Origin of the sequence: Streptomyces sp. col6 (genome assembly GCF_008042035.1) — a bacterium.
Taxonomy (GTDB): Bacteria; Actinomycetota; Actinomycetes; order Streptomycetales; family Streptomycetaceae; genus Streptomyces.
The window spans coordinates 16,961-41,469 of record NZ_RDBL01000014.1; the positions used below are offsets into that span (position 1 = coordinate 16,961).

Below are 24,509 nucleotides of genomic sequence, written 5' to 3' on the forward strand. Positions count from 1 at the left end.
CCCTTCCCTCTTCCAAGGAGATCCAGGTGTCGAGCTCCACCCCCATCAACCGCAGAGCACTCTTCCGCCTGGGTGCCGGCGTCGGTCTCGGACTGGCCGCCGCCCCGCTGCTCGCTGCCTGCGGCGACGGCGGTGCGACCGCGAAGGCCGAGGCCAAGAGCGCGTCCCTGCTCCCGCGCAGCGCCGTCCGCAACATCGGGCTCAAGCCTGACCTGGAGGGCACCGCGGCCGGCGTCCCGCAGGGCTTCTTCCGCTACCCGGCCAAGCCGCTGCGGGCCACGAAGACCACCCCGCTCAAGGGGGCGAAGCCGATCAGCGCGGCCATGGAGACCTTCTCCCCGCCGCCGCCCTCGCGCGGCAAGAACGCCGCCTGGCAGGAGATCGAGAAGCTCCTCGGCGGCCAGGTGAACATCACGGCCGTCCCCGCCGACGACTACGGCACCAAGTTCTCCACGATGGTCGCCAGCGACAGCCTGCCCGACCTCTTCATGTACCCGGAGAGCGGCGGCGTCGACAACAAGGCCGCCTTCCTCCAGGCCAAGTGCGCCGACCTCACCCCGCACCTCGCCGGGGACGCGGTCAAGGACTACCCCAACCTCGCCGCCATCCCGGAGGGCGCCTGGCAGGGCGCGATCTTCGGCGGCAAGCTCTACGGCATCCCCATCGCCCGCACCGGCACCGCGGGCGCCGGCGTCTACCGCCACGACCTGTTCGAGGAGGTCGGTGTCACCAGCCTGGACCAGATCACGGACCTGGACCGGTTCGTCGAGGTCTGCAAGGAGCTGACCCGCCCCAAGGAGGACCGGTACGCCATCATCGCGGGCGTCACCACCATGCTCGCCATGTCCGCCGGTGCGCCCAACTTCTGGCGCCTGGACGAGAAGACGGGCAAGTTCACTCTCGACCTGGAGACCCCGGAGTACCGCAAGGCGGTCGAGACGGCCCGCCTGCTGTACAAGGCCGGCTGCTACTACCCGGGCACCCTCCAGATGTCCGGGGCGCAGAAGGCCCAGTACACGGACATGTTCAAGAACGGCAAGGGCGCGTACGTCTACGACGGCATGCCCACGTACCTCGCGCCGGGCGTCGGCTACATCGCCGCGATGAAGGCCATCGACAAGAAGTTCGACCCGCGCCCCTTCGTGCCGGTCGGCAAGGACGCCGTCGCCTGGATGGACAACGTCGCCCTGCAGAACACCCACATCAGCAAGGCGTCCGGGGACCGCGTCAAGGAGATCCTGCGGTTCGCCGACTTCGCGGCATCGCCGTTCGGCAGCCTGGAGTACACCCTCATCAACTACGGCGTCGAGGGCAAGGACTTCACCCGCGACGACCAGGGCAACCCGGCCCTCACCAAGCAGGGCACCCAGGACGTCACCGTCCCCTGGAAGTTCGCCGCCTCCGCGGTGCCCGCGATCTTCAGCGCCGACTCCGAGCAGGGCGTGCGCCACGTCCACGACACCTTCACCAAGATGATCCCGATGATGGTGCCGGACCCGACGCTCCGGTACTCCTCGCCCACCTGGGACTCCAAGAGCGCCGGCAGCCTCGGCACCCTCAAGGGCGACGTGCTCAAGGACATCATCTCCGGCCGCAAGCCCATGTCCGCCTACGACCAGCTGGTCAAGGACTACCTGGCCAAGGGCGGCGAGCAGGCCCGCGGCGAGTTCGAGGAAGCCTTCCAGAAGGGGAAGAAGTGACCACCCGACGCTCGGTCCTCGCACTCGGCACCGCCGCCGCGGCGGCAGCCGCCACCGTCCCCGCCCTCTCCACCCCGGCCGCCGCCCGGCCGCACGGCTTCCACCCGGAGCCCGGCTCCGACGGCGTCGGCGACCCGCTCTTCCCGACCCTCGGCAACGGCGGCTACCAGGTCACCCACTACGACCTCACCTTCGACTTCACCCCGGTGACGTACGACTTCACCGCCACGGTGAGGATCAGCGCCAGGGCCACCCAGGACCTGTCCGCCTTCAACCTGGACACCGACGGCCACACCATCGACGCCGTCACCGTCGCCGGCCGCCCCGCCACCTGGCAGCTCACCGCGGGCCAGAGCGGCCAGGAGCTGACCGTCACCCCGGCCCGCCCGCTCCGCGACCGCCAGGCGTTCACCGTCGAGATCCGCTACCGGGGCAACGGCAAGGCACCCCGGCTCGGCCTCACCGGCTGGCGGTTCGGCAGCGACGGCGGCTTCGCATCGGCCGCCCAGTCCTCCCGCGCCGACACCTTCCTGCCCTGCAACGACACCCCCTCCGACAAGGCGACGTGGACCTTCCACATCAGCGCCCCCGAGGGCTTCGTCGCCACCGCCAACGGCGAGCTGACCCATCGCACCCGGCGCGCCGACGGCTCCACCGTCTGGCACTTCGCCCTCCGCGAGCGCATGGCCACCGAACTCATCGGCATCGCCGTCGTCAAGGGCACCTACCTCTACGGCAACAGCCACCGCGGCCTGCCCCTGCGCCACATCGTCCCCCAGGGCAAGGAGGACACGTACGCCCCGGTCGTGGCCCGCACCGCCGACCATCTCGCCTGGCTGGAGGCGAGGTTCGGCCGCTACCCGTTCTCCGTCTACGGGGTGCACATCTACGACGGCTACACCGACGCGCTGGAGAACCAGACCCTCTCGCTCTTCGGCACCAACTGGTTCAAGCCCGACGCCCAGGGCAGGCCCGGCTACGAGACCACCATGGTCCACGAGCTCGTCCACCAGTGGTTCGGCGACTCCGTGACCCCGAACGACTGGCAGCAGGCCTGGCTCAACGAGGGCCCCGCCGTCTACTACGCCGGGCTGTACGGCGAGGAGCGCGGCTGGTCCGTCCTCGCCGACAAGATGAAGGCGGTCTACGAGAAGCTCGACGCCGTCCGCGCCGCCGACGGCCCGCCCGGACTCCCCAAGGCGCTCGGCGGCACCAACATCTACGACGGCGGCGCCCTCGTCCTCTATGCCCTCGACCAGCGCATCGGCGGGCGGTCCTTCGACACCGTCATGCGCGAGTGGGTCAAGCGTTTCAAGGACTCCACGTACACCTCCGAGCAGTTCATCCGGCACACCGTCGACGTCACCCGTGACCGCTCCCTCGACCCGTTCCTGCGCGACTGGCTCTTCGGGGCCGTCAACCCGCCCATGCCCGGCCACCCCGACTGGAAGGCCACCGCGTGAACCGCACCCCGAACGTCGTACGAGCCACCGTCGCATCCGCCACCGCGGCACTCCTGACCGCACTTCTCGCCGCCCCGGCCGGGGCCGCGCCCGGCACCACCCGCACCCTGTACGCCGCCCCGGACGGCCGCGGCTCCTCCTGTACCGCGGCCCGCCCCTGCACCCTCGACGGCGCCCGCGACCTGGCCCGCACCGAGACCCGCCGAGCCGTCCGCGTACTCCTCAAGGACGGCACGTACCGGCTCGACGCGCCCCTGGAGCTCGGCGCCGCCGACTCCGGCACCACCTGGGCCGCCGCGCCCGGCGCCCACCCCGTCCTCTCCGGCGGCCGGGACCTCACCGGCTGGCGGAAGAACACCGACGGCACCTGGACCGCCACCGTTCCCGAGGGCACCACCCCGCGCCAGCTCTTCGTGGACGGCCACCGTGCCACGCGCGCCCGGGGCGAGGCGTGCTCCGCCGCCACCTGCGACGCCACCGCCACCGGCATGACCGGCGCCACCGCGACCGGCATCGACCACTGGGCGCACCCCACGGACGCCGAGGCCGTCATCCGTATCCGCTGGCGCAACTACCACTGCCGGATCGCGGGCGTCAGCGGTGACACCCTCACCTTCGCCCAGCCCTGCTGGACCAACTCCGCGAGCGGCACCGACCGCACCGGACCCGCCTGGGACACCACCGCCGTCGACTCCACCCGCTACAGCGGTGTCGCGTTCTTCGAGAACGCCGCCGAACTCCTCGACGAGCCGGGCGAGTTCGTGTGGAACTCCGCCGACCGCACCATCACCTACCTCCCGCGCGAGGGCGAGGACATGCGCCACGCGCGGGCCGTCACCCCGCACACCGAACAGCTGCTCACCGTCGACGGCGCCCACGACCTCACGGTCAGCGGCATCGGCTTCGCGTACGCGGCCTACCGGCAGCCCGACACCGACGAGGGCTACGCGGGGATGCAGGCCGGTCTCACCCTGACCGGAGCCACCGGCCCCGTCGACCACGCGGGCCGTTACTACACCAAACCGGCCGCCGCCGTCACCGTGCGCGGCGGCCGGCAGGTCACGATCGACAGCGGCCGCTTCACCCACCTCGGCGGCGCCGGAGCGGTCCTGGAGGCCGGTACCAAGGACAGCGCGGTCATCCGCTCCACGTTCACCGACCTCTCCTCCGGCGCGGTCTACGTAGGCGACACCGAGCCCCTGCCGGAGGCCGCGCTCGCCGGGGAACGCAACACCGTCGCGTACAACACCATCAGCCGCGCCGGCGTCGAGTACACCGACGCGGTCGGCATCTGGGCCGGGTACGAGGCAGGCCTGACCGTCGACCACAACAGCCTGGACCACCTCCCGTACTCGGCGATCTCCGTCGGCTGGGGCTGGAACCAGCCCGAGGCGCGGCAGTCCGTGCTCCGTGACAACAAGGTGACGGACAACCGCATCACCGACGTCATGGAGGTCGCCCGCCAGCAGCACGACGGCGGCGCCATCTACACCCAGGGCGCCCAGCCCGGCACGGTCGTCAGCGGCAACTACATCAACCGCTCCGCGTACGGCAACACCGAGCGCGACGGCAACGGCATCTACCTCGACGAGCAGTCCTCGTACATCACGGTCGAGAAGAACGTCATCACCCGCATCGGCTACAAGTGGGTGTCCAACTGGGCCGACTACGGCATCCGGAATACCGCGCACGGCAACTGGACCGACACCGCCGCCCCCGCGCTCGGCGGCACCGGTTCCGTCATGACCGGCAACCACACCGGCCTCGACCGCCTCCCGGCCGCCGCCCTCGCCGTCGCCGCCCGCGCCGGCGCCCACGGTGGCCCGGTCGAGCAGCTGCGCACCGACCTGGCCCGCACCGGCACGGCCACCCAGTCCTCGACCGACGGCACCGCCACCGCCGACCGTGCGCTGGACGCGGACACCAACACCGACACCCGCACGCTCGCCGAGGACGGCGCCTGGTGGCAGGTGGACCTCGGAGCCGTCCGGAACATCCGCCAGGTCGAGGTCTGGAACGACGCCTCCACCACCACGGCCGACTTCGACATCGTCACCGACGACGGCACCGTCCACGTCAGCGGCAAGGCCCTGCGCCCCACCCTCGTGGACCTGGACAGCCGGACCCGCACGGTACGGATCGTGAAGACCGGCGCGGGCCGGGTCGCCCTCTCCCAGGTGCTGATCCACTGAGGGTGTCCGGACGGACACGCAACGCGTCCTCGGGGAAAGGCGTTCGTGACCACCCGATGAAGTGCGGTATTGTTCTCATGCACGTTCGGCCACGGGGAAACCCCAGGTCAGGCGGGCATCGGGACGTGGCGCAGCTTGGTAGCGCACTTGACTGGGGGTCAAGGGGTCGCAGGTTCAAATCCTGTCGTCCCGACTGGTGACAGTCGCAGACAGAGGGCCGGTCTCGGAGTAATCCGAGACCGGCCCTCCGTTATGAGCCCACCCCGGTCGAGTCGGGGCCGCCCTGTGGGCGCACAATTCGTCTCACGTCACATTTGCCGGAGCGCTTCGCCGCCGGCCGGGGGGTTGCATGAGTCGACCGGTCAAGCGACATGGGGCAGTTCCGTCTCTTCTCCGAAAGGTTGAGTCATGACCACGTCGCAACGGATCGAGGCGAGCCCTCCAGGGGGTTCGCCCAGCGACAAACTCGACAGCAAGGTCCTCCTCGTCGCCGGCGTCGTCGTGCTCGGCGGGATCATGTCCATCCTGGACATCACCGTGGTCTCGGTGGGGCTCCAGACGTTCCAGAAGACGTTCGACGCGACCTCGGCCCAGGTGGCCTGGACGATGACGGGCTACACGCTGGCCCTGGCGAGCGTCATCCCGCTGACCGGCTGGGCCGCGGACAGGTTCGGGACAAAACGGCTCTATCTGCTCGCGGTCGTGCTGTTCGCGGCCGGGTCCGCGCTCTGTGCCGCTGCCAATTCCCTTGAGATGCTGGTCGCGTTCCGGGTCATCCAGGGCCTGGGCGGCGGCATGCTGATGCCGCTCGGCATGACGATCCTGACGCGCGCCGCCGGCCCCGAGCGGGTCGGCCGCGTGATGGCCGTTCTCGGTATCCCCATGCTGCTCGGTCCGATCTTCGGTCCCATCCTGGGCGGTTGGCTGATCGACCACGCCTCCTGGCACTGGATCTTCCTGATCAACCTGCCGATCGGCGCGATAGCCCTGGTGTACGCGGTGCTCGTGCTCCCCAAGGACAACGTGGAGCCGTCCGAGACGTTCGACTGGGTGGGCGTCCTGCTGCTCTCGCCCGGCCTGGCGACCTTCCTGTACGGCGTCTCGTCCATCCCGGAGACCGGCACCGTCTGGGCCGCCAAGGTCCTGGTGCCCGCGGCCATCGGCCTGGTGCTGCTCGTCGCATTCGTCCCCTGGGCGCTGCGGCCGGCCAACATCCACCCGCTGATCGATCTGCGGCTCTTCCAGAACCGCGACCTCAGCGTCTCGGTGATCGCCATGTCGCTGTTCGCCATGGCGTTCTTCGGCGCCAGCCTGCTGTTCCCGCTCTACTTCCAGCAGGTGCGCGGGGAGTCGGCGTTCGACGCCGGGCTGCTTCTCGCTCCGCAGGGTATCGGCGCGATGATCACCATGCCGATCGCCGGTATGCTCGCCGACCGCATCGGCCCCGGCAAGATCGTCATCACCGGCATCGCGGTCATCACGGTCGGTATGGGCATGTTCACCCAGCTCACCGCCGACACGTCCTACGCCTACATCATCACCGCGCTCGCCATCATGGGTCTCGGCATGGGTGCCTCGATGATGCCGATCATGGCGTCGGCGCTGGCCACCCTGCGGGAGCACACGGTGGCCCGCGGCTCGACCCTGATGAACATCGTCCAGCAGGTGGCCGCCTCGATCGGTACCGCCCTGTTCTCGGTGCTCCTCACCAACGGCATCAAGGACATCACCGCGACCACCCCCGCCGGCATCAAGGACCAGATGGGCGACGCCTTCGCCTCGGTGTTCCTGGTGGCGGCGATCCTGGTCGCCGTGTGCCTCGTCCCCGCGCTGCTGCTGCCGCGCAAGAAGGTCAAGGCCGCGGACCCGAGCGCCATGATGGGCCACTGAGCCCCGGGTCGGTCGTGTGACCGAGGGCCGGTCGCGGAGCAATCCGGGACCGGCCCTTCGCCGTTCCCGGGCGGGGCCGGCCGGGTGCGATGGGCTAGGTTGCCGCGCATGAAGCCACGCGTGTTCCTCTTCGATCTCGGCGGTGTCGTCTGCCGCTTCCACCGTGAGCGGCGGCTGGAACTCCTCGCAGCCGCGTGTGGGCATTCCGCGCGCCGCGTCGAGGCGGAGCTCTACGCCTCCGGGCTGATCCGGGCCTGGGACCGCGGGCAGGGGAGCGCCGAGGACGTGGAGGCGGAGATCCGGCGCTGCCTCGGCTTCACCGGTACGTCCGAGGAGCTGCGCCGCATCTGGTGCGGGGCGTTCGAGCCCGATCCGGAGGTTCTCGCCGCGGTCGACGTCGTGCGGGCGCACCCGACGGCGCTGTTCACGGACAACGACGCGTTGCTGCGCGCCGGACTGCGCGGCCGGCTGCCCGAGGTGGACGCCCGCTTCGACGTGCTGGCGTTCTCGTGCGTGCTGGGCGCCACCAAGCCCGCCGAGGAGGCCTTCGCGGGGGCGCTCGGCCTGCTCGGCGCCACCGCCGGCGAGGCGTTCTTCGTGGACGACCGCGAGGCCAATGTCCGGGCGGCGCGCGAGCTGGGGATGACCGCCGTACTCTTCGAGGGCGGCGCCGCACTCCGGCGGACCCTGGAGCGGCTGCTCGCGGACTGAGGCCCGCCGCTCACCACACCCCGTCGCGCTCGCCCGCCCCCTCCGTGGACTCGCGCAGGACGAGCCGGTGCGCCACGACGCGGTCCTGCGGGGACACCGGCGAGGGGGCGTCCGCCCCCTCGGGCCGTGTGGCCTCGTCGATGCGGTGCAGGAGCAGGTCCACCGCGACCCGGGCCACCGCCTCCTTGTCCGGCGCGACGGTGCTCAGGGACGGTACGCCGAACCGGCCGCCCTCCACATCGTCGAAGCCGATCACCGCCACGTCCTCGGGAACCCGTGCCCCGTACCCGTGCAGCGCGCGCAGCGCACCCAGCGCCAGCTGGTCGTTGAGGCAGAGGAGGGCGTCCGGCCGGACGCCCGCGGCCAGCACCCGGCGCACCGCGTCGGCCCCGTCGCCCATGTGGAACGCCTCGACCGGCAGCAGCGACGCCGGGTCGTACGGGACGCCCGCCCCGGCCAGGGCGAGGCGGAAGCCGCGGGTGCGGGCCTGGGCCGTGCCGACGCCGTCGTCGTCCTGGCCGCCGACGGTCAGGATGCGCCGGCGGCCCAGCGCGAGCAGGTGCTCGGTGGCCTCGCGGGCCGCGCGTTCGTTGTCGATCGCCACATGGTCGGCGCCCTCGTTGAGCAGCTCGCCCAGCAGGACGGTCGGCGGCGGCCCCGTGTGGGCGCGCAGGTCCTCCGGTGCGAGGGCGAGCGGGCTGAGGATGACGCCGTCCACGAAGTCCGAGCCGAAGCCGGCCAGGGCTGCCCTCTCCCGTTCCCGGTCGCCGCCCGACTGGTGGATCAGCACGGTCAGGGAGCGCTTCTCGGCCTCCCGGACGACGTGCCGGGCCAGCTCCGCGAAGTACGGGACGTCGAGTTCGGGTACGACGAGGGCGATGATGCCGCTGCGTCCGCTGCGCAGATGGCGGCCGGCGAGGTTGATGCGGTAGCCGAGGTGGTCGATGGCCTCCTGCACCACGCGCCGCGTCCGGTCGGAGACGTGCACGTAGTCGTTGAGCACATTGGAGACCGTCTTCTCCGACACCCCCGCGTGCCGTGCGACGTCCTTGATCCTCGGTCGTGCCACCCGCAACTCCCCACCTTCGGTCCGCGCCGAGTCTATGCCGGGCGCCTCCGGGCGTTCGGGGGCGGATTGTGCGGTGCATCCGGCACAGGTCGTGACACAGCTCTTTACAGCCAATGTACATCGATGTAAAAACAGGTCACCGCATCGGGAGACCGGCGCGGATCACCCCCGATGTGCACGGGCGGCCACCGGCTGCCGTGCCGATGGCGCCTGCCGTCGGCCGGGCACGTCGTCCGGCCGTCGAAAGGTCAGTGATGAACCCCGCACCTCCCGCCCGAGGGCTGCCCGGAGCCCGGCACCCGGACCCGTCGCCCGGCATCGGCCGCCGTGAGCTGCTGCGATACGGCACCGCCGGGGCGGCCGCGCTGCTGGCGGCGGGCCCGCTCACCGGCTGCGCCTCGCCCGCCCGTGCCGGTGAGGCGTCCGCGCTGAAGGTCTGGGATCTCTTCCAGGGCGGCGACGGCATGCTCATGGACGAGATGATCGCGGCCGTCTCGAAGGGGGCCGACGGCTTCGACGTGGACCGCACGATCCTGGACTGGGGCCCTTCGTACTACACGAAACTGGCCATGTCGGCGGCCGGCGGCCGGGCCTCCGACGTCGCCGTGCTCCACCTGTCACGGCTGGCCGGATACGCCCCCGGCGGACTGCTCGACCCGCTCGACCTGGACGTCCTCGCCGAATTCGGCGTGAGCGAGAAGGACTTCGCGCCCGCCGTCTGGAAGCGCGCCCAGCACCGGGGCACGGTCTACGCGGTCCCGCTGGACGTCCACCCCTTCATCGTCTTCTACGACAAGGACGTGGCCGACAAGGCCGGACTGCTGGACTCCTCCGGCCACCTGGCGCCGATGGGCTCGCCCGAAGCCTTCCTGGACGCCGGCAAGAAGCTCGCCGAGATCACCGGCAAGTCCGGCGTGCTCTTCGGGCACGTCACCGACACCGCCCAGAGCTGGCGCCAGTTCGCCGCGCTGTACGCCCAGACCGGGGCCTCCTTCACACTGCCCGACGGCGGACCGCCGAAGATCGACATCGACGCCGCGGTGAAGGTCGTCACCTTCATGAAACAGCTCTTCGACGGGCGCACCAACCCCAACAACCTCGACTACAACGGCGCGATGGCCGCCTTCATGGACGGTCGCGGCGGCATGATCATGGCGGGGGAGTGGGAGCTGCCCACGTTCCGCAAGTCCGGCATCAAGCACCTCGGCGCCGCCCCCTTCCCGCAGGTCTTCGCCCGCCCGGCCGTCTACGCCGACTCGCACAGCTTCGTCCTGCCGCACCAGGACGACCCGGACCCGGCCCGCCGCCGCCAGGCCCACCGCTACATCGCCGAGATCGTCAAACAGAGCCTGACCTGGGCGAGCGCCGGCCACATCCCCGCCTATCTGCCGGTGCAGGCCCGCCCCGAGTACGCGAAGCTCGACCCCCAGTCGTCCTACGCGGCCGCCGGCGAGATCGCCGTGCTCGACCCGCCGAACTGGTTCGCCGGAGCCGGCGGCAACTTCCAGAACCGCATGTGCCAGCCGCTGCAGTCGGCGCTGCTGGGCAATACCTCCGCCGAGAGCGCGGTACGGCAGATGGTCCGTGAGGCGGACACCCTGCTGCGACAGCCCAACCCGGTCGCCTGACGACAGCCGAAGGAGCCGCATCGTGACCACCACCGCGCCCGCCGGAGCAGCGGCGCCCCCGCAGCCACCCTCCGCGACGACGGCCGCTCCCCGGCGCCGCCGCTCACTGACCCGGGGCGGTGGGCTGTTCGTCCTGCCGTTCCTGGTCGTCTTCGCGCTCTTCCTGGTCTGGCCCGTCGTCCAGGGCCTCTGGATGAGCCTCACCGACGCCTCGCTCAGCCTGCGCGGCACCGAGTTCGTCGGGTTCGCCAACTACACCGAGGCGTTCGGGGACCCGGACGTCTGGAGCAGCCTCGGCAACACCGTCTTCTTCACCGTCATCTCCTGCGTACCGCTCGTCCTGGTCGCCCTGGCCATGGCGCTGCTCGTCCACAGCGGGCTGGCCGGGCAATGGGTGTGGCGGCTGGCCTACTTCGCCCCGTACCTGCTGCCCGTCACCGTGGTCACGCTCATCTGGACGTGGCTCTACCAGCCGGACATCGGCCTCGGCAACCAGCTGCTGACCTCGCTCGGCATGGAGCCCGTCGGCTGGCTCTCCGACGAGTCGGTGGCCATGTGGTCGGTCGCCGCGCTCACCGTCTGGTGGACCGTCGGCTTCAACTTCCTGCTCTACCTGGCCGCCCTGCAGTCCCTGCCGGTCACCTACGACGAGGCCGCAGCGCTCGACGGCGCGGGCGCCTGGCGGCGGCTGTGGTCCGTCACCCTGCCGCAGCTGCGCCACACCACCGTGCTGGTCGCGATGCTCCAAGTCCTGGCGTCCCTGAAGGTGTTCGACCAGATCTACATCCTCACCAAGGGCGGTCCCAACGGCTCGACCCGCCCGATCCTGGAGTACGTCTACGACGTCGGGTTCACCGGATACCGGCTCGGCTACGCCTCCGCGGTCAGCTACATCTTCTTCGCCATCGTCATCGTCGTCTCCGTCCTGCAACTCCGCTTCTTCCGTCAGGAGGGCTGACCGTGTCCGCCATCTCCACCCCCGTGCGCCGGCCGCGCCGGCCACACCGCGAGGAGTCCGGCTCGCCCCTGCTGCTCGGCCACGGACGCCTGCCGAAGGTGCTCGCCGGGAGCACGCTGACCGTCCTGGCCGCCGTCTGGCTGCTGCCCTTCCTGTGGGCGGTCGCCACCTCGCTGCAGAGCGAGCAGGACGTGATGAAGTCCGGGCTCTCGCCGTTCAAGGGCGCCTTCACACTCTCTGCCTACCGGCAGATCCTCGACCGGGGGAACGTGCCGACCTGGGCGTTCAACAGCCTGCTCATCTCCGTCCTGGTCACCGTGCTCACCACGGCCGTCTCGACGCTCGCCGCCTACGGCTTCTCGCGGGGCACCTTCCGAGGCCGCCGGACCCTGCTCGCGATCACCGTCGCCGCGATCATGGTGCCGCCGCAGCTGCTCATCGTGCCGCTCTTCGAGCAGATGACGATGTTCCACCTCGTCGACACGTACACGGCGGTCATCCTGCCGCAGGTCGTCGCGCCCATGATGGTGTTCATCCTGAAGCGCTTCTTCGACGGGATACCCCGCGAACTCGAGGACGCCGCGCGCATCGACGGCGCCTCCGAACTGCGGGTCTTCACGTCCATCGTGCTCCCGCTGTCCCGCCCGATCGTCGCGGCCGTCGCGATCTTCGTGTTCATCGGCGCCTGGAACAACTTCATGTGGCCGTTCATCGTCACCAACGACCCGGACCTGATGACGCTCCCGGTGGGCCTCGCCACCGTCAAGGACGCGTACGGCATCCAGTACGCCCAGTCCATGGCGTCCGCCCTGCTGGCCGCGCTCCCGCTGATCGTGATGTTCCTGCTCTTCCAGCGGCGCATCGTCAACTCCGTGGCCACCACCGGCCTCGGCGGCGGCTGACCTCCACCGACTGTCCCTGCCCCGGCGCCGGTCTCCCGGCCGGCCGCCACCACGATCCACCTGGAGTACCTGTGCACACCCCCTCCGTTCCCCGTTCGGAGTACCCGCGCCCGCAGTTCGTACGGCGCGACTGGCTCAACCTCAACGGGACCTGGCAGTTCGAGACCGACCAGGGTGACAGCGGTCTCGAACGGGGCCTCCTCGACCGCGACCTGGCCGGCGAGATCCTCGTACCCTTCGCCCCCGAGTCCGAGCTGTCCGGCGTCGGCGACACCGACTTCCTGGAGGCCGTCTGGTACCGGCGGCGGTTCACCCCGCCCGCCGACTGGGCCGGCCGCCGGGTCCTGCTGCACTTCGGCGCCGTCGACCACGACACCACCGTCTGGGTGGACGGCACCGAAGTCGTACGCCACCGGGGCGGGTTCACCCCCTTCACCGCCGACCTCGGCGAACTCGCCCCGGCAGGCCGCGAGGTGGAGATCACCGTCCGCGCCCGGGACCCGAAGTCCGGCCCGCAGGCCCGTGGCAAGCAGGCCGTGAAGTACGCCAACCACGACTGCAACTACACGCGCACCACCGGCATCTGGCAGACCGTCTGGGCCGAGCCGGTCCCCGACGCCCATCTGCGCCGCCCGCGCATCACCCCCGACCTGGCGGGCAGCGCCTTCCACCTCGAACTGCCCCTGTCCGCCAACCGCCCCGGCCACCACGTGCGCGCCGTCCTCAGCGACGGCACCGGCGAGATCTGCCGCGCCGAGGCCCGCGCCGACCTCGACCTTGCACCCCGGCTGCACCTGCCCGTCCCGCGGGACCGGCGCCGCGAGTGGAGCCCCGAGGACCCCCACCTGTACGGGCTGCGCCTCGAACTCCTCGGCCCCGACGGCGAACCCGTCGACACCGTCGAGAGCTACGCGGGTCTGCGCGCCGTCTCCATCCGGGGCAAGGCCGTCCTCCTCAACGGCCGGCCCCGCTTCCAGCGCCTCGTCCTCGACCAGGGCTGGTACCCGGACGGGCTGATGACCGCCCCCACCGACGAGGCCCTGGTCCGGGACATCGAACTGGCCATGGAGGCAGGCTTCAACGGGGCCCGGCTGCACCAGAAGGTGTTCGAGGAGCGCTTCCTCTATCACGCGGACCGGCTCGGCTACCTGGTCTGGGGCGAGTTCGGCGACTGGGGCTGCGAGACCGGCGGCTCCTCCGGCGACAACCAGCGGCCCGACGCCTCGTTCGTCGCCCAGTGGCTCGAAGCCGTGGAACGCGACTACTCCCACCCCTCGATCGTCGGCTGGTGCCCGCTCAACGAGACGTATCAGAAGCTCCACGACCGGATCACCCAGCTCGACGACGTGACCCGGGCGATGTTCCTCGCCACCAAGGCCCTGGACACCTCCCGCCCGGTGATCGACGCGTCCGGCTACTCCCACCGGGTGCTGGAGACCGACATCTACGACTCCCACACCTACGAGCAGGACCCGGCCGCCTTCCGGCAGCTGGTCTCCGGGCTCGCCAAGGGGGAGCCGTTCGTCAACGCCTACGAGAACGGCGCCGCGTACTCGCAGCCGTACCGGGGGCAGCCGTACTTCGTCAGCGAGTTCGGCGGGGTCTGGTGGGACCCGGCGGCCGCGGCGGACCAGTCCGGCAACGACCCCACGGTCTCCTGGGGCTACGGCGACCGGGTGCGCACCGAGGACGAGTTCCACGAGCGGTTCGCCGGTCTGACCGGGGCGCTGCTGGAGGACCCGGACATGTTCGGCTACTGCTACACCCAGCTGACCGATGTCTTCCAGGAGCAGAACGGCGTCTACCGCTTCGACCGGGGCACCAAGCTGGACATCGCCCGCATCCGGGAGGCCCAGCTGCGGCCCGCCGCGATCGAGGGGCCGGACGCCGGCTGACGGCCGCACACGCCGGTGCCCGCCCCCTCCCGGCCGGGAGGGGGCGGGCACCGGCGGTTGTCAGAGGCGTTCGAGCCGCCAGAGCTGCGGCTGCTGGCCGTTGCACGTCCACTGCTGGACGTTGGCCCCCGCCGTCCGGGAGCCCTGGGAGACGTCCAGACACTGCCCGGAGGACTTCACCACCAGGCGGTAGTAGCCGCGCCCGGCGTTCTGCATGCGCCAGTCCTGGGCCGCTGCCGCGTTGCAGTACCACTGCCGGACGTTGGCGCCGGGTGTGGCGGAGCCGTTCTCCACGTCCAGGCAGAAGCCGCTGTTGACACCGGTGAGCGTGAAGGCGTCGCCGTGTGCCCGCAGCGTCCATGCCTGCGGACCGAGTCCGTTGCAGGTCCACTGCTGTACGTTGCCGCCGGCGGCCCGTGAGTCGGCGGCCACGTCCAGGCAGTGGCCGCTGTTGGCGTTCACCAGGCGGTACCGTGCTCCGTCCACGACCCCGGCGGCGTCACCGCTGCCGGTGACCGGTCCGGTGGCCACGTACGGGCGGCAGACCCCGCCGTCCCAGTCCGTCGCGATCTCCAGCACGGTGCGGCCGTCCGCCGAGGGCAGCAGCGGGGAGCTGTAGTTCGGGCAGTAGGTGGCGGTCGGTGCCGCGACGCGTACAGGCGCCTCGATCTCGTACCAGGGGCCGGTGCCGTTCTCCGTGTTGGCGAGGATCGTGCGCCCGCTGTCGGCGGCGGGGGTGCCGTCGCGGTTCAGGAGCTGCTGGCCGATGAGGAGGAGCCGGCCGTTCGCCCCGCCGCCCGGCGCGGGGGCCCAGGCGATGGTGGGCGCGGCGCGGAAGTACTTGCCGTCCACGGTCTCGGGGCGGTAGCCGAGCGAGGCGGGGTCGCCCCAGTTCCAGCCGTCCGGTGAGGTCCGGTAGTGCACGACGCACTGGTACTGGCCGCCCGGATTGCAGATCTCGTAGCTCATGAAGTACGAGCCGTCGGGCAGCCGGCGCACCATCGGCATGCCCGGCCGGTCGGGCTCCCAGGAACTGGCGACCGTGTTGCGGCGGTCCTGCCAGGTGACCCCGTCGTAACTGCGGGCGGCGGCGAGCTTCTGGTTGTGCGCCGGGTCCGTCTCGTCGGCGTAGTGGCAGACGAGCGCCCCGTCGGCGGCGACGGAGAACTCCGGCTCCCAGAGACCGCCCGTACCGGTCGCGGTGGCGCAGGTGGAAAGGTAGGACCAGGTCCGGCCCACGTCGTTGCTCCGCCAGACGCGCAGGGCCATGCGCCGGTTCTGCTCGTCCGCACCGGAAGAGGCGGCCCACAGCAGGGTCCCGGGCGCCAACGTGCCGACCTGCCGCGGCAGTTCGAACAGGGTGGAGCAGCACAGGCCCTGTCCGCCGGCCGACTCCGGGTCGGCCACGCCGCCCACCTGGCGGAAGGTGGCCCCGCCGTCGGTGCTCTCGTGGATGGCGCCGATGCCGTTGTTGCCGTTGAAGGTCACGACGCTCGCGAGCACCCGGCCGTTGGCGGCGCCGTTGTGCTCCAGCCGGATGACCCGGGGGTAGAGGCCGGTCCCGCTGCCCAGCGGGGTGCCGTTGGCCAGGATGCCGACGGTGGCGGATGCGGCGGTGGCGGAGGGCACGGACGGTGTCACGGGCGCGGCCGAAGCCGGGGTGAAGGTCAGGCCGATGGTCGCGGCCAGGACCGGTGCGGCGGCACGAGCCGCCCAGCGGGCGAGGCGGCGGGACGGTGCGGGGGAGCGGTGACATGCGGGTCTGGGGGGTCGGCGCAAGGAGAGCACAGGCTTCCTTCCTCGGGGCACGGAGGCGTGGGGGGTGGCCGAGTGGGGCTGCTGACGGCGAAACAGTAGAGCCGCATGTACATCGATGTAAACAGGCGTGCAGGCTTCCGCTTCAATGCACGTGTCCGGTGAGCCCGGCCCGGATCAGGAGGCCGTCAGCGTCATCTCGAACGAGTACCGGGACGCCCGGTAGAGGTGGGAGCCGAATTCCACCGGACGGCCCCCGTCGCCCAGGACGGTGCGCTCCATGGTGAGCAGGGTGCCGCCGCGCACCTCTGCCAGCAGGCGGGACTCGGCCGCCGTGGCCCGGCGGGCGCCGATGGTCTGCTCGGCGGAGCGTAGGGTGACCCCGGCCCGGCGGAGCAGGGCGTAGAGGCCGTGCGCGACCAGATCCTCCTCGGCCGGATCCAGCAGCCCGGCCGGCAGATGGTTCTCCAGGAGCGCCACCGGCTCGTCGTCCGCGTACCGCAGCCTGCGCAACACCAGGGTGTCCGCGCCCGGTTCGAGCCGCAGGGCCGAGGCGATCCGCCCCTCGGCCGGCCGGGTGCGCATCGACAGGACCTCGGTGCGCGGGTGGCGCCCCTCGCGTCGCAGATCCTCGTGGAGGCTGGTCAGCTCCATCCGCCGGATCCGGTCGGTGACGACCTGGGTGCCCACCCCGCGCTTGCGCGACAGCAGGCCCTTGTCCACCAGATGCTGCATGGCCTGACGCATCGTCGGGCGGGAGAGCCCGAAGCGGTCCGCCAGGGAGATCTCGTTCTCCAGGCGGGTTCCGGGCGTCAACGCCCCCGATTCGATGAGGTGTTGGAGCTGCTGCGCGAACTGGAAGTACAGCGGAACGGGGCTGGACCGGTCGATGGTGATCAGCCTGGTGAGCGGTTCCACGTCGGGCTCCTCGGAACGTCGTGCCACGCGCTCAGTATGCCGCACCTCCGGGTCAAGCTCAGTACGTCTATATGTCCCGACAAATGCTTGACCCTCTGTGATCGGCGAGGATACAAAGACGAAGATCAGGGGCGCCCGGCCCCCTTCCGACCCGGAGGCACCCGCGCATGCGCATCGGACTCATCGGAACCGGCCGCATCGGCGCGTTCCACGCCGGCACCCTCGCCGCCCTGCCCGCGGTCGGCCGGCTCGTCCTGCACGACGCAGCCGAGCGGCAGGCCCGCGAGCTGGCCGGGAAGCTCGGTGCCGACTGGGCGGGGGACGTGGACGGGCTGCTCGGCTCAGGGCTGGACGGTGTCGTGATCGCCGCCCCCACCGCCGTCCACGACACGCTCCTGCGCGCGGCGGCCGTCGCCGGGGTGCCCGTCTTCTGCGAGAAGCCGGTCGCCGCCACCCTCGAAGGGACGCGGGCCCTGCTCGCCGAGTTCGCCGGTTCGGGTGTGCCGCTCCAGGTCGGCTTCCAGCGCCGTTTCGACGCCGGCTACACCGCCCTGCGCGACGCGGTCGCCGCCGGTGACCTGGGCTGGCTGCACACCGTACGGGCCTGCACCGCCGACCCCGCGCCGCCGCCGGCCGGGTACCTTCCGCTGTCCGGCGGGATCTTCCGCGACTGCGCCGTGCACGACTTCGACAGCGTGCGATGGGTCACCGGACGCGAGGTCGTCGAGGTCAGCGCCACCGGCGCCAACCGGGGCGACTCGGCGTTCGCCGCGGCGGGTGACGTGGACACCGCCGTCACCGTCCTCACGCTCGACGACTCCACCCTGGTCAGCTGCACCGCCACCCGCTACAACGGCGCCGGCTACGACGTACGCATGGAGGTCGCCGGCTCCCGGTCCACCCTGGCCACCGGGTACGGCGACCGCTCCCCGCTGCGGACCACCACCGGCGGGCAGCCCTCGCCCGCCGCCCCGTACGACGGTTTCCTCAGCCGCTTCCACGATGCGTACGTGGCCGAGATGGCCGCGTTCACCGGGGTGGCGGCCGGGCTGCGGCCCAGTCCCTGCACGGGCGAGGACGCCCTGGCCGCGCTGCTGATCGCCGAGGCCGCCGACCGCTCGATGCGTACGGGACGGCCGGTCCGCGTCGAGGGGTGAGGGCGAACGGCCGGACCGGGTGAGTGCTCGAATGAAGGTCCGGTTACCATATGAGCGCCGCCTAGCTCGAAAGATAAACCTGTGACTGTCAATGACGACGCGTTCACCAACTGGAAAAACCGCGAGGAAATCGCGGAGTCGATGATTCCGATCATCGGCAAGCTGCACCGCGAGCGGGACGTCACCGTCCTCCTGCACAGCCGCTCGCTGGTGAACAAATCGGTGGTGAGCATCCTCAAGACCCACCGATTCGCCCGGCAGATCGACGGCGCGGAGCTCTCGGTCACCGAGACCCTGCCCTTCCTGCAGGCCCTCACCACGCTGGACCTGGGCCCCTCGCAGATCGACATCGGCATGCTCGCGGCCCTGCACAAGGCCGACGACCGCGGACTCACCGCCGCCGAGTTCACCGCGGAGGCCGTCGCCGGCGCCACGGGGGACAGCAAGATCGAGCGCCGCGAGGCGCGCGACGTCGTGCTCTACGGATTCGGCCGCATCGGCCGCCTCCTGGCCCGGCTGCTCATCGAGAAGGCGGGTTCCGGCAACGGCCTGCGGCTGCGCGCCATCGTGGTCCGCAAGGGCGCGGGCCAGGACATCGTCAAGCGTGCCTCGCTGCTGCGCCGCGACTCCATCCACGGCCAGTTCCAGGGCACGATCACCGTGGACGAGGCCAACAACCGGATCGTCGCCAACGGCAACGAGATCCAGGTCATCTACTCGGACGACCCGACCTCGGTCGACTACACCGCGTACGGCATCGACGACGCCATCCTCATCGACAACACGGGCAAGTGGCGCGACCGCGAGGGGCTTTCGAAGCACCTGCGGCCGGGCATCGCCAAGGTCGTCCTGACCGCGCCCGGCAAGGGCGACGTCCTCAACGTCGTGCACGGCGTCAACCACGACATGATCAAGCCGGACGAGCAGATCATCTCCTGCGCGTCCTGCACCACCAACGCGATCGTGCCGCCGCTGAAGGCGATGGCCGACGAGTACGGGGTGCTGCGCGGACACGTGGAGACCATCCACTCGTTCACCAACGACCAGAACCTGCTGGACAATTACCACGGCTCCGACCGCCGTGGCCGCTCCGCGCCGCTCAACATGGTCATCACCGAGACGGGTGCCGCCTCCGCCGTCGCGAAGGCGCTGCCCGGCCTGGAGGCGACGATCACGGGCAGCTCGATCCGCGTCCCGGTGCCGGACGTCTCGATCGCGATCCTCAGCCTGAAGCTGGGCCGCGAGGCCACTCGCGAGGAGGTCCTCGACTACCTCCGCGAGGTGTCGCTCACCTCACCGCTGAAGCGACAGATCGACTTCACGACCGCCCCGGACGCGGTGTCGAGCGACTTCATCGGCTCGCGCCACGCCTCCATCGTCGACGCAGGACCCACCCAGGTCGACGGCGACAACGCGATCCTCTACCTCTGGTACGACAACGAGTTCGGCTACTCGTGCCAGGTCATCCGGGTCGTGCAGTACGTCTCCGGCGTCGAGTACCCGACCTTCCCGGTCCCGGTCGCCTGACCCCGGCCCCGACGACGACAGGTCCCGCCCGCCGCGATGGCGGGCGGGACCTGTCCGTCAGCCGGTGGAGGCCGTGACGGCCGGCGCCGGAGCGTACCCCGTGGCCCGGGTGGTGAACGTCCCCCGGCCCTGCGTACGGCTCCGCAGCCGCGTCGCGTAACCGAACAGCTCGGCCAGCGGCACGGTCGCCGTCACCACCGCCGCGCCGCCCCGCGTGGTGGAGCCGGAGACCCGGCCGCGCCGGGCGGCCAGATCGCCGAGCACCCCGCCGACGGCGTCACCGGGCACGGTGACCGTGACTTCCACGACCGGCTCCAGCAGCACCATCGCGCTCGCCCGCAGCGCCTCGCGCAGCGCGAACCGCCCGGCTGTGCGGAACGCCATCTCCGAGGAGTCCTTGGGATGGGTGGCGCCGTCGGTCAGCGTCACCCGCACCCCGGTCACCGGATGCCCGCCGAGCGGACCCTCCGCCAGCGCGTCCCGGCAGCCCGCCTCGACCGCACGGACGTACTCCTGCGGCACCCGGCCGCCGACGACCGCCGAACGGAACGCGAACTCCGCCGCTTCCTCCTCCCCGCCCGCATCCAGCGGTTCGACGTCGATGACGACATGTGCGAACTGCCCGGCCCCGCCGTCCTGCTTGACGTGCCGGTAGACCAGCCCCGACACCCCGCGCACCAGCGTCTCCCGGTGCGCGACCTGCGGCCGGCCGACCCGTACGTCCAGACCGTGGTCACGGCGGATCTTCTCCGCGGCCACCTCCAGATGCAGTTCGCCCATGCCCGAGAGAACGGTCTGACCGGTCTCGGGGTCCGTACGCACCACGAGCGACGGGTCCTCCTCGGCCAGCCGGACCAGGGCCGCCATAAGCCGCTCCGTGTCCGTGCTCCGTTTCGCCTCCACCGCCACCGACACGACCGGTTCGGCCACCGAGGGCGGTTCGAGGACCAGCGGGGCATCGGGCGCGCACAGGGTGGCGCCCGGACGGACGGTCTTGGGGCCGATGACCGCCACGATGTCTCCGGCCACCGCTGTGTCCACATCCACATGCCGGTCCGCCTGGACCCGCAGGATGCGGCCGACGCGTTCGCTGCGCCGGGTCCCCGCGTCCAGCACCGTCTCCCCCTTCCCGAGCGTTCCCGAATACACACGCAGATACGTCAGCCGGCCGGTCGCGGTCGCGTTCACCTTGAACGCCAGCGCGGCGAACGGCCCCGCCGGATCGGCGGCCCGCTCCTGCTCCGCCCCGTCGAGCACCCCGCGTACCGGCGGCACATCGGCGGGGGAGGGCAGATACGCGACGACCGCCTCCAGCAACGGTTCGACACCCCGGTTGCGGTACGCCGAACCGCACAGCACCACGACCCCCTCGCCGGTGCGCGTCAGATCGCGCAGCGCCCCGGCCAGGGTCTCCTCCGAGAGTGCGGAGCGTACGCAGAACTCCTCCAGCGCCACCGGGTGCAACTCCGCCACCGCCTCCTCCAGTTGACGACGGCGCAGGACCGCCTCCTGCCGCAGCTCGCCGGGCACCTCGGCCTCCTCGTAGGTGTCGGCGCCGTCCGCCCACACCAGGGCGCGCATGCGCAGCAGGTCGACGACTCCGCGGAAGGCGTCCTCCCGCCCGATGGGCAGCTGGACGACGAGCGGGACCGTGTGCAGCCGCTCGCGGATGGAGGCGACCGCGGTGTCCAGGTCGGCGCCCGCCCGGTCGAGTTTGTTGACGAAGGCGATACGCGGAACGGAGTGCCGGTCCGCCTGGTGCCACACCGACTCGCTCTGCGGTTCCACCCCGGCCACCGCGTCGAACACCGCGATGGCGCCGTCGAGCACCCGCAGCGAACGCTCGACCTCGTCGGCGAAGTCGACGTGCCCCGGGGTGTCGATGAGGTTGACGCGGTGACCGGCCCAGGTGCAGCTGACGGCCGCGGCGAAGATGGTGATGCCCCGGTCGCGTTCCTGGGAGTCGAAGTCCGTGATGGTCGTCCCGTCGTGCACCTCACCGCGCTTGTGGGTGGTGCCGGTGGTGAAGAGGATGCGCTCGGTGACGGTCGTCTTGCCGGCGTCGACATGGGCGAGGATGCCCAGGTTGCGGACGGTGTCGAGCGCGGCGACGGGAGAACGGTGCTGGTGGGTACGCATGGCCGGTGGCCTTTCGGGATGATCCGGAAGAAGACGGCGCGATACCCCCGGACGAAATGGCCCGGATGCGGGCCTGCGGGCCCACCCGACATGACTGGATGTCAGAAAACGTGCGGGGCTCGGGTGTTCGTCACGGGGTCCGGGGCCGGCCGCGCAGCCGGCTCCGGGCGGCGCGAGACACCAGGATCACCTCGAACCGCGACGGGGGGACGACGGCGGCGGTGCGCTCACGCACGGCGGTCTCCCCTCAACGGTCACGGCGGACGCGCCGGCGGAGGGCCGGCGCGCGGTGTGGGGCGAGTCTAGGGAAAGCGGGGCGCGCGGGGGAACCGGTTTTCCGGCCGGGTGCGTCCCGGACCCGGCAGGACCCCCTCCAGGGGCCGGCAGGCCCGGCGGCACCGGCGAAGGGCGCTCCGGCCGCAGCCGCGCCACTCGGCGGGCGACGGACCCACACCCCGGCCACCCCGGGTGATCAGGGCGTTCACCGGTGTGTGCGGGTCCAGCGCCATCGTGCGCGCGAACAGCACGCCGATCACGAGCGGGGCGAGAGAGAGGGCCAGAGAGGTGCCGGCGCTGGTGACGTGCCGCACGCGGAGGTGCTTCGGGTCGGGAGCCATGACCCCATTTCAGCGGCGGCGCCCCGGCCCGGGATCGGGGAACGTACTCAGACCGCACGGCCCGGATACTCATCCGGACCGTGCGGCGCGCCCCGCCGGACCCTCAGGCGTTGGTGCCGGAGCCCCCGCCCGACGCCGCCTTGATGCCCTTGGTGATCTCGTCCAGGACGGACAGCGCGGGGGCCTTGGCGTTGATGTCGAAGCCGGAGCGGACCACGATCAGCGTGTCCTTGGCGAGCGGGGACGGGAAGGCCAGCGACTCGACGTAGCCGTCGTCGCCCTTCTTGGTCACCACCTTCCAGCGGACCCGGTAGCCCTGTTGTCCGGCCACCGTGACCGCCTCGGACTTCAGTTCCTCGTGCGAGGTGATGCCGCCGTAGATCTTCTCCCCGTAGGACTCGTCGGCATTGGTCCCGATGTCCTTCTCGGCGGTGGCCTTCGCCGTCTTTGTGCTGAGCTTGAGGGCCTCGGCGGGGGCGGAGAACACCCCGCCGCGCACGCACTTCTGGCCGGTGTCGCCGGGGCAGGCGTACGTGCCGGTGGTCACCCCGGCTCCCATGCCCGACTCGCCCTTCCAGCCGTCCGGGACCGGGATGCTGATGCCGCTGGCCAGGTCCGTCGCGTACCCGTCCTCGATCTCCGGCTGCCCCTGCTCCGGCTGCTCGCTCCCGCCGCCGCTGCCGCCGTTGTTCCCGCTGCCGCCGTTTCCGCCGTTCCCGCGGGTGTCACCGTTTCCGCCGCGTTGCCGATCGGGTCCGGGGGTGGGGGGCGCGGACGGTGTGGAGGCCGTGGTGTCGCTCTTGCCGCCCGAATCGTCCGCCAGCAGATAGACACCGCCTCCGATGGCGGCCAGCACCACGACGGCGGCGGTGATGCCGGCGCCGACGCGTATGCGTCTGCTGCGGACGGCCGCCGGCGGTACGCGCAGGTGGTCGGTCCACTGGGTGCCGTCCCACCAGCGCTCCTGGCGGGGGCCAAATCCTGTATACCCGGGGTCTGGATGCCAGCCGGGCGGGCTCGTCTGGGTCACGCCGACACCGTAGCCGGATTGCCTGAGAATCCTATGAACTGGGTGGCCCGACTTTCGTGGATGCGCCTGCGGCGACTGATGTCATCGCTGGTCTAGACAACTGGTGGGGTGGTCGCTAGCATCCGGCGACGAAGGCGCGGCGCACGTGTCGGCCCGCCGTCCGCCCGATCGCGCCAGAAGTGAGGGCCCATGGAAGCGACCGCTCCCGACCGTCGTTTCGCCGAGGACTACCGCCTCGCCCGGGAGATCCCACGCGACGGGCTGACCGCATGGCGGGCCGCCGTCGCCGCCGAGGTGGACCTCGCACCCGGCGCCACCGTCCTGGACGTGGGCGCCGGCACGGGCGCCTTCGCCTCGGCGTTCGCCGACTGGTTCGGTGTCCGGGTACTGGCCGTGGAACCGGCCCCCGCCATGCGGGCACTGATCCCCCGGACCCGGCTGATCGAGGCGCTGGACGGACGGGCCGAGCGGCTGCCGGTGCCGGACGGCTGCGCGGACGCGGCCTGGCTGGGCTCGGTCGTCCACCACATCGGTGATCTGCCCGCCGCAGCGCGGGAGTTGGGCAGGGCGCTGAAGCCCGGCGCCCCGGTGCTCATCCGCAACTCCTTCCCGGGGCGGTGCGCGCGGGACCTGCGGGTGCGCTTCTTCCCCGGCGCCGAGCGCATCGTCGACGGCTACCCGACCGTGGAACAGACCTGCGCCGCGTTCGCCGGGGCCGGATTCACCCGTGTCGCGCTGCATGCGGTGCCGCAGGAGAGCGCGCCGAGCCTCGCGGAGTTCGCTGACCGGATCAGACGGGACACCGACGCCAAACTGCGTGGCCTGGACGACGAGGAGTTCGAGCGGGGGATGCGCCGGCTGCGGACCGCCGCGCAGCAGGAGCCGGACCGGCCCGCCGTCAGCTGGATGGACCTGCTGGTCCTGGTCCGGCACCACGGGCCACCGACGTAGAGTCGGG

18 protein-coding genes and 1 tRNA gene are annotated in these 24,509 nt (G+C 71.4%); 13 read left to right on the forward strand and 6 right to left on the reverse strand.

All coding sequences use genetic code 11. The features are described 5' to 3' along the window. Positions 1-26: 26 nt before the first annotated feature. The 6 genes from EAO73_RS23880 to EAO73_RS23905 all read left to right on the forward strand — a co-directional run bounded on the left by EAO73_RS23880 (position 27) and on the right by EAO73_RS23905 (position 7,956). Positions 27-1,700: an extracellular solute-binding protein gene (locus tag EAO73_RS23880; protein ID WP_147973628.1), complete on the forward strand. Its 1,674-nt coding sequence runs from the start codon at positions 27-29 to the stop codon at positions 1,698-1,700. Next, the gene (locus EAO73_RS23885; RefSeq protein WP_147973629.1) at positions 1,697-3,163 is read left to right on the forward strand and encodes a M1 family metallopeptidase; all 1,467 of its coding nucleotides are present in this window, start codon (positions 1,697-1,699) and stop codon (positions 3,161-3,163) included. Before EAO73_RS23880 ends, EAO73_RS23885 begins: the two co-directional genes overlap by 4 nt. After that, on the forward strand, positions 3,160-5,355 hold the full coding sequence (locus EAO73_RS23890; RefSeq protein ID WP_147973630.1) for a right-handed parallel beta-helix repeat-containing protein: 2,196 nt from the start codon (positions 3,160-3,162) through the stop codon (positions 5,353-5,355). The genes EAO73_RS23885 and EAO73_RS23890 overlap by 4 nt, the downstream gene beginning before the upstream one ends. 119 nt (positions 5,356-5,474) lie before the next feature. Beyond that, positions 5,475-5,548, forward strand: a tRNA-Pro gene (locus EAO73_RS23895). Positions 5,549-5,763: 215 nt separating this feature from the next. Further along, positions 5,764-7,245 (forward strand): DHA2 family efflux MFS transporter permease subunit, encoded by a 1,482-nt coding sequence (locus EAO73_RS23900; protein WP_147973631.1) that lies wholly within the window; start codon positions 5,764-5,766, stop codon positions 7,243-7,245. A 108-nt stretch (positions 7,246-7,353) separates the two neighbouring features. Beyond that, positions 7,354-7,956, forward strand: coding sequence for an HAD family hydrolase (locus EAO73_RS23905; protein WP_224756424.1), 603 nt, complete (start codon positions 7,354-7,356; stop codon positions 7,954-7,956). 10 nt (positions 7,957-7,966) lie between these two features. Here EAO73_RS23905 and EAO73_RS23910 read toward each other — a convergent pair whose 3' ends face one another. Then, on the reverse strand, positions 7,967-9,025 hold the full coding sequence (locus EAO73_RS23910; RefSeq protein WP_147973632.1) for a LacI family DNA-binding transcriptional regulator: 1,059 nt from the start codon (positions 9,023-9,025) through the stop codon (positions 7,967-7,969). 254 nt (positions 9,026-9,279) lie between these two features. On the opposite strand from EAO73_RS23910, the gene EAO73_RS23915 reads away from it, so the two are divergent. The 4 genes from EAO73_RS23915 to EAO73_RS23930 all read left to right on the forward strand — a co-directional run bounded on the left by EAO73_RS23915 (position 9,280) and on the right by EAO73_RS23930 (position 14,408). Next, entirely contained in the window at positions 9,280-10,653 is a 1,374-nt protein-coding gene (locus EAO73_RS23915) for an extracellular solute-binding protein (protein ID WP_147973633.1), read from the forward strand. Between the two features lie 22 nt (positions 10,654-10,675). Next, the gene (locus EAO73_RS23920; protein ID WP_147973634.1) at positions 10,676-11,611 is read left to right on the forward strand and encodes a carbohydrate ABC transporter permease; all 936 of its coding nucleotides are present in this window, start codon (positions 10,676-10,678) and stop codon (positions 11,609-11,611) included. Positions 11,612-11,613: 2 nt separating this feature from the next. Continuing rightward, entirely contained in the window at positions 11,614-12,513 is a 900-nt protein-coding gene (locus tag EAO73_RS23925) for a carbohydrate ABC transporter permease (RefSeq protein WP_147973635.1), read from the forward strand. Between the two features lie 71 nt (positions 12,514-12,584). Beyond that, positions 12,585-14,408, forward strand: a complete 1,824-nt coding sequence (locus EAO73_RS23930; RefSeq protein WP_147973636.1) for a glycoside hydrolase family 2 protein — start codon at positions 12,585-12,587, stop codon at positions 14,406-14,408. 60 nt (positions 14,409-14,468) lie between these two features. On the opposite strand, the gene EAO73_RS23935 is transcribed toward EAO73_RS23930, so the two are convergent. Next, a complete protein-coding gene (locus EAO73_RS23935) occupies positions 14,469-16,196 on the reverse strand; it encodes an RICIN domain-containing protein (protein WP_147973637.1) in 1,728 nt (575 codons plus the stop codon). A gap of 144 nt (positions 16,197-16,340) precedes the next feature. Further along, positions 16,341-17,081, reverse strand: a complete 741-nt coding sequence (locus tag EAO73_RS23940; RefSeq protein ID WP_147973884.1) for a GntR family transcriptional regulator — start codon at positions 17,079-17,081, stop codon at positions 16,341-16,343. Between the two features lie 167 nt (positions 17,082-17,248). Here EAO73_RS23940 and EAO73_RS23945 point away from each other — a divergent pair, with 167 nt between their 5' ends. Next, entirely contained in the window at positions 17,249-18,238 is a 990-nt protein-coding gene (locus EAO73_RS23945; RefSeq protein WP_147973638.1) for a Gfo/Idh/MocA family oxidoreductase, read from the forward strand. 81 nt (positions 18,239-18,319) lie between these two features. Beyond that, complete coding sequence (locus EAO73_RS23950; RefSeq protein ID WP_147973639.1) at positions 18,320-19,765, forward strand: glyceraldehyde-3-phosphate dehydrogenase; 1,446 nt, start codon at positions 18,320-18,322, stop codon at positions 19,763-19,765. A gap of 57 nt (positions 19,766-19,822) precedes the next feature. On the opposite strand, the gene fusA is transcribed toward EAO73_RS23950, so the two are convergent. The 3 genes from fusA to EAO73_RS23965 form a co-directional block, all read right to left on the reverse strand. Beyond that, positions 19,823-21,904 carry an elongation factor G gene (gene fusA, locus EAO73_RS23955; protein ID WP_147973640.1) on the reverse strand — a complete coding sequence of 694 codons (2,082 nt, stop codon included), beginning with the start codon at positions 21,902-21,904 and terminating at the stop codon, positions 19,823-19,825. 302 nt (positions 21,905-22,206) lie between these two features. Further along, on the reverse strand, positions 22,207-22,521 hold the full coding sequence (locus tag EAO73_RS23960) for a hypothetical protein (protein WP_147973641.1): 315 nt from the start codon (positions 22,519-22,521) through the stop codon (positions 22,207-22,209). A gap of 103 nt (positions 22,522-22,624) precedes the next feature. Then, on the reverse strand, positions 22,625-23,551 hold the full coding sequence (locus EAO73_RS23965; RefSeq protein ID WP_147973642.1) for a DUF2510 domain-containing protein: 927 nt from the start codon (positions 23,549-23,551) through the stop codon (positions 22,625-22,627). A 189-nt stretch (positions 23,552-23,740) separates the two neighbouring features. Here EAO73_RS23965 and EAO73_RS23970 point away from each other — a divergent pair, with 189 nt between their 5' ends. Next, entirely contained in the window at positions 23,741-24,502 is a 762-nt protein-coding gene (locus EAO73_RS23970) for a class I SAM-dependent methyltransferase (RefSeq protein ID WP_147973643.1), read from the forward strand. The last annotated feature ends 7 nt before the right edge of the window (positions 24,503-24,509 follow it).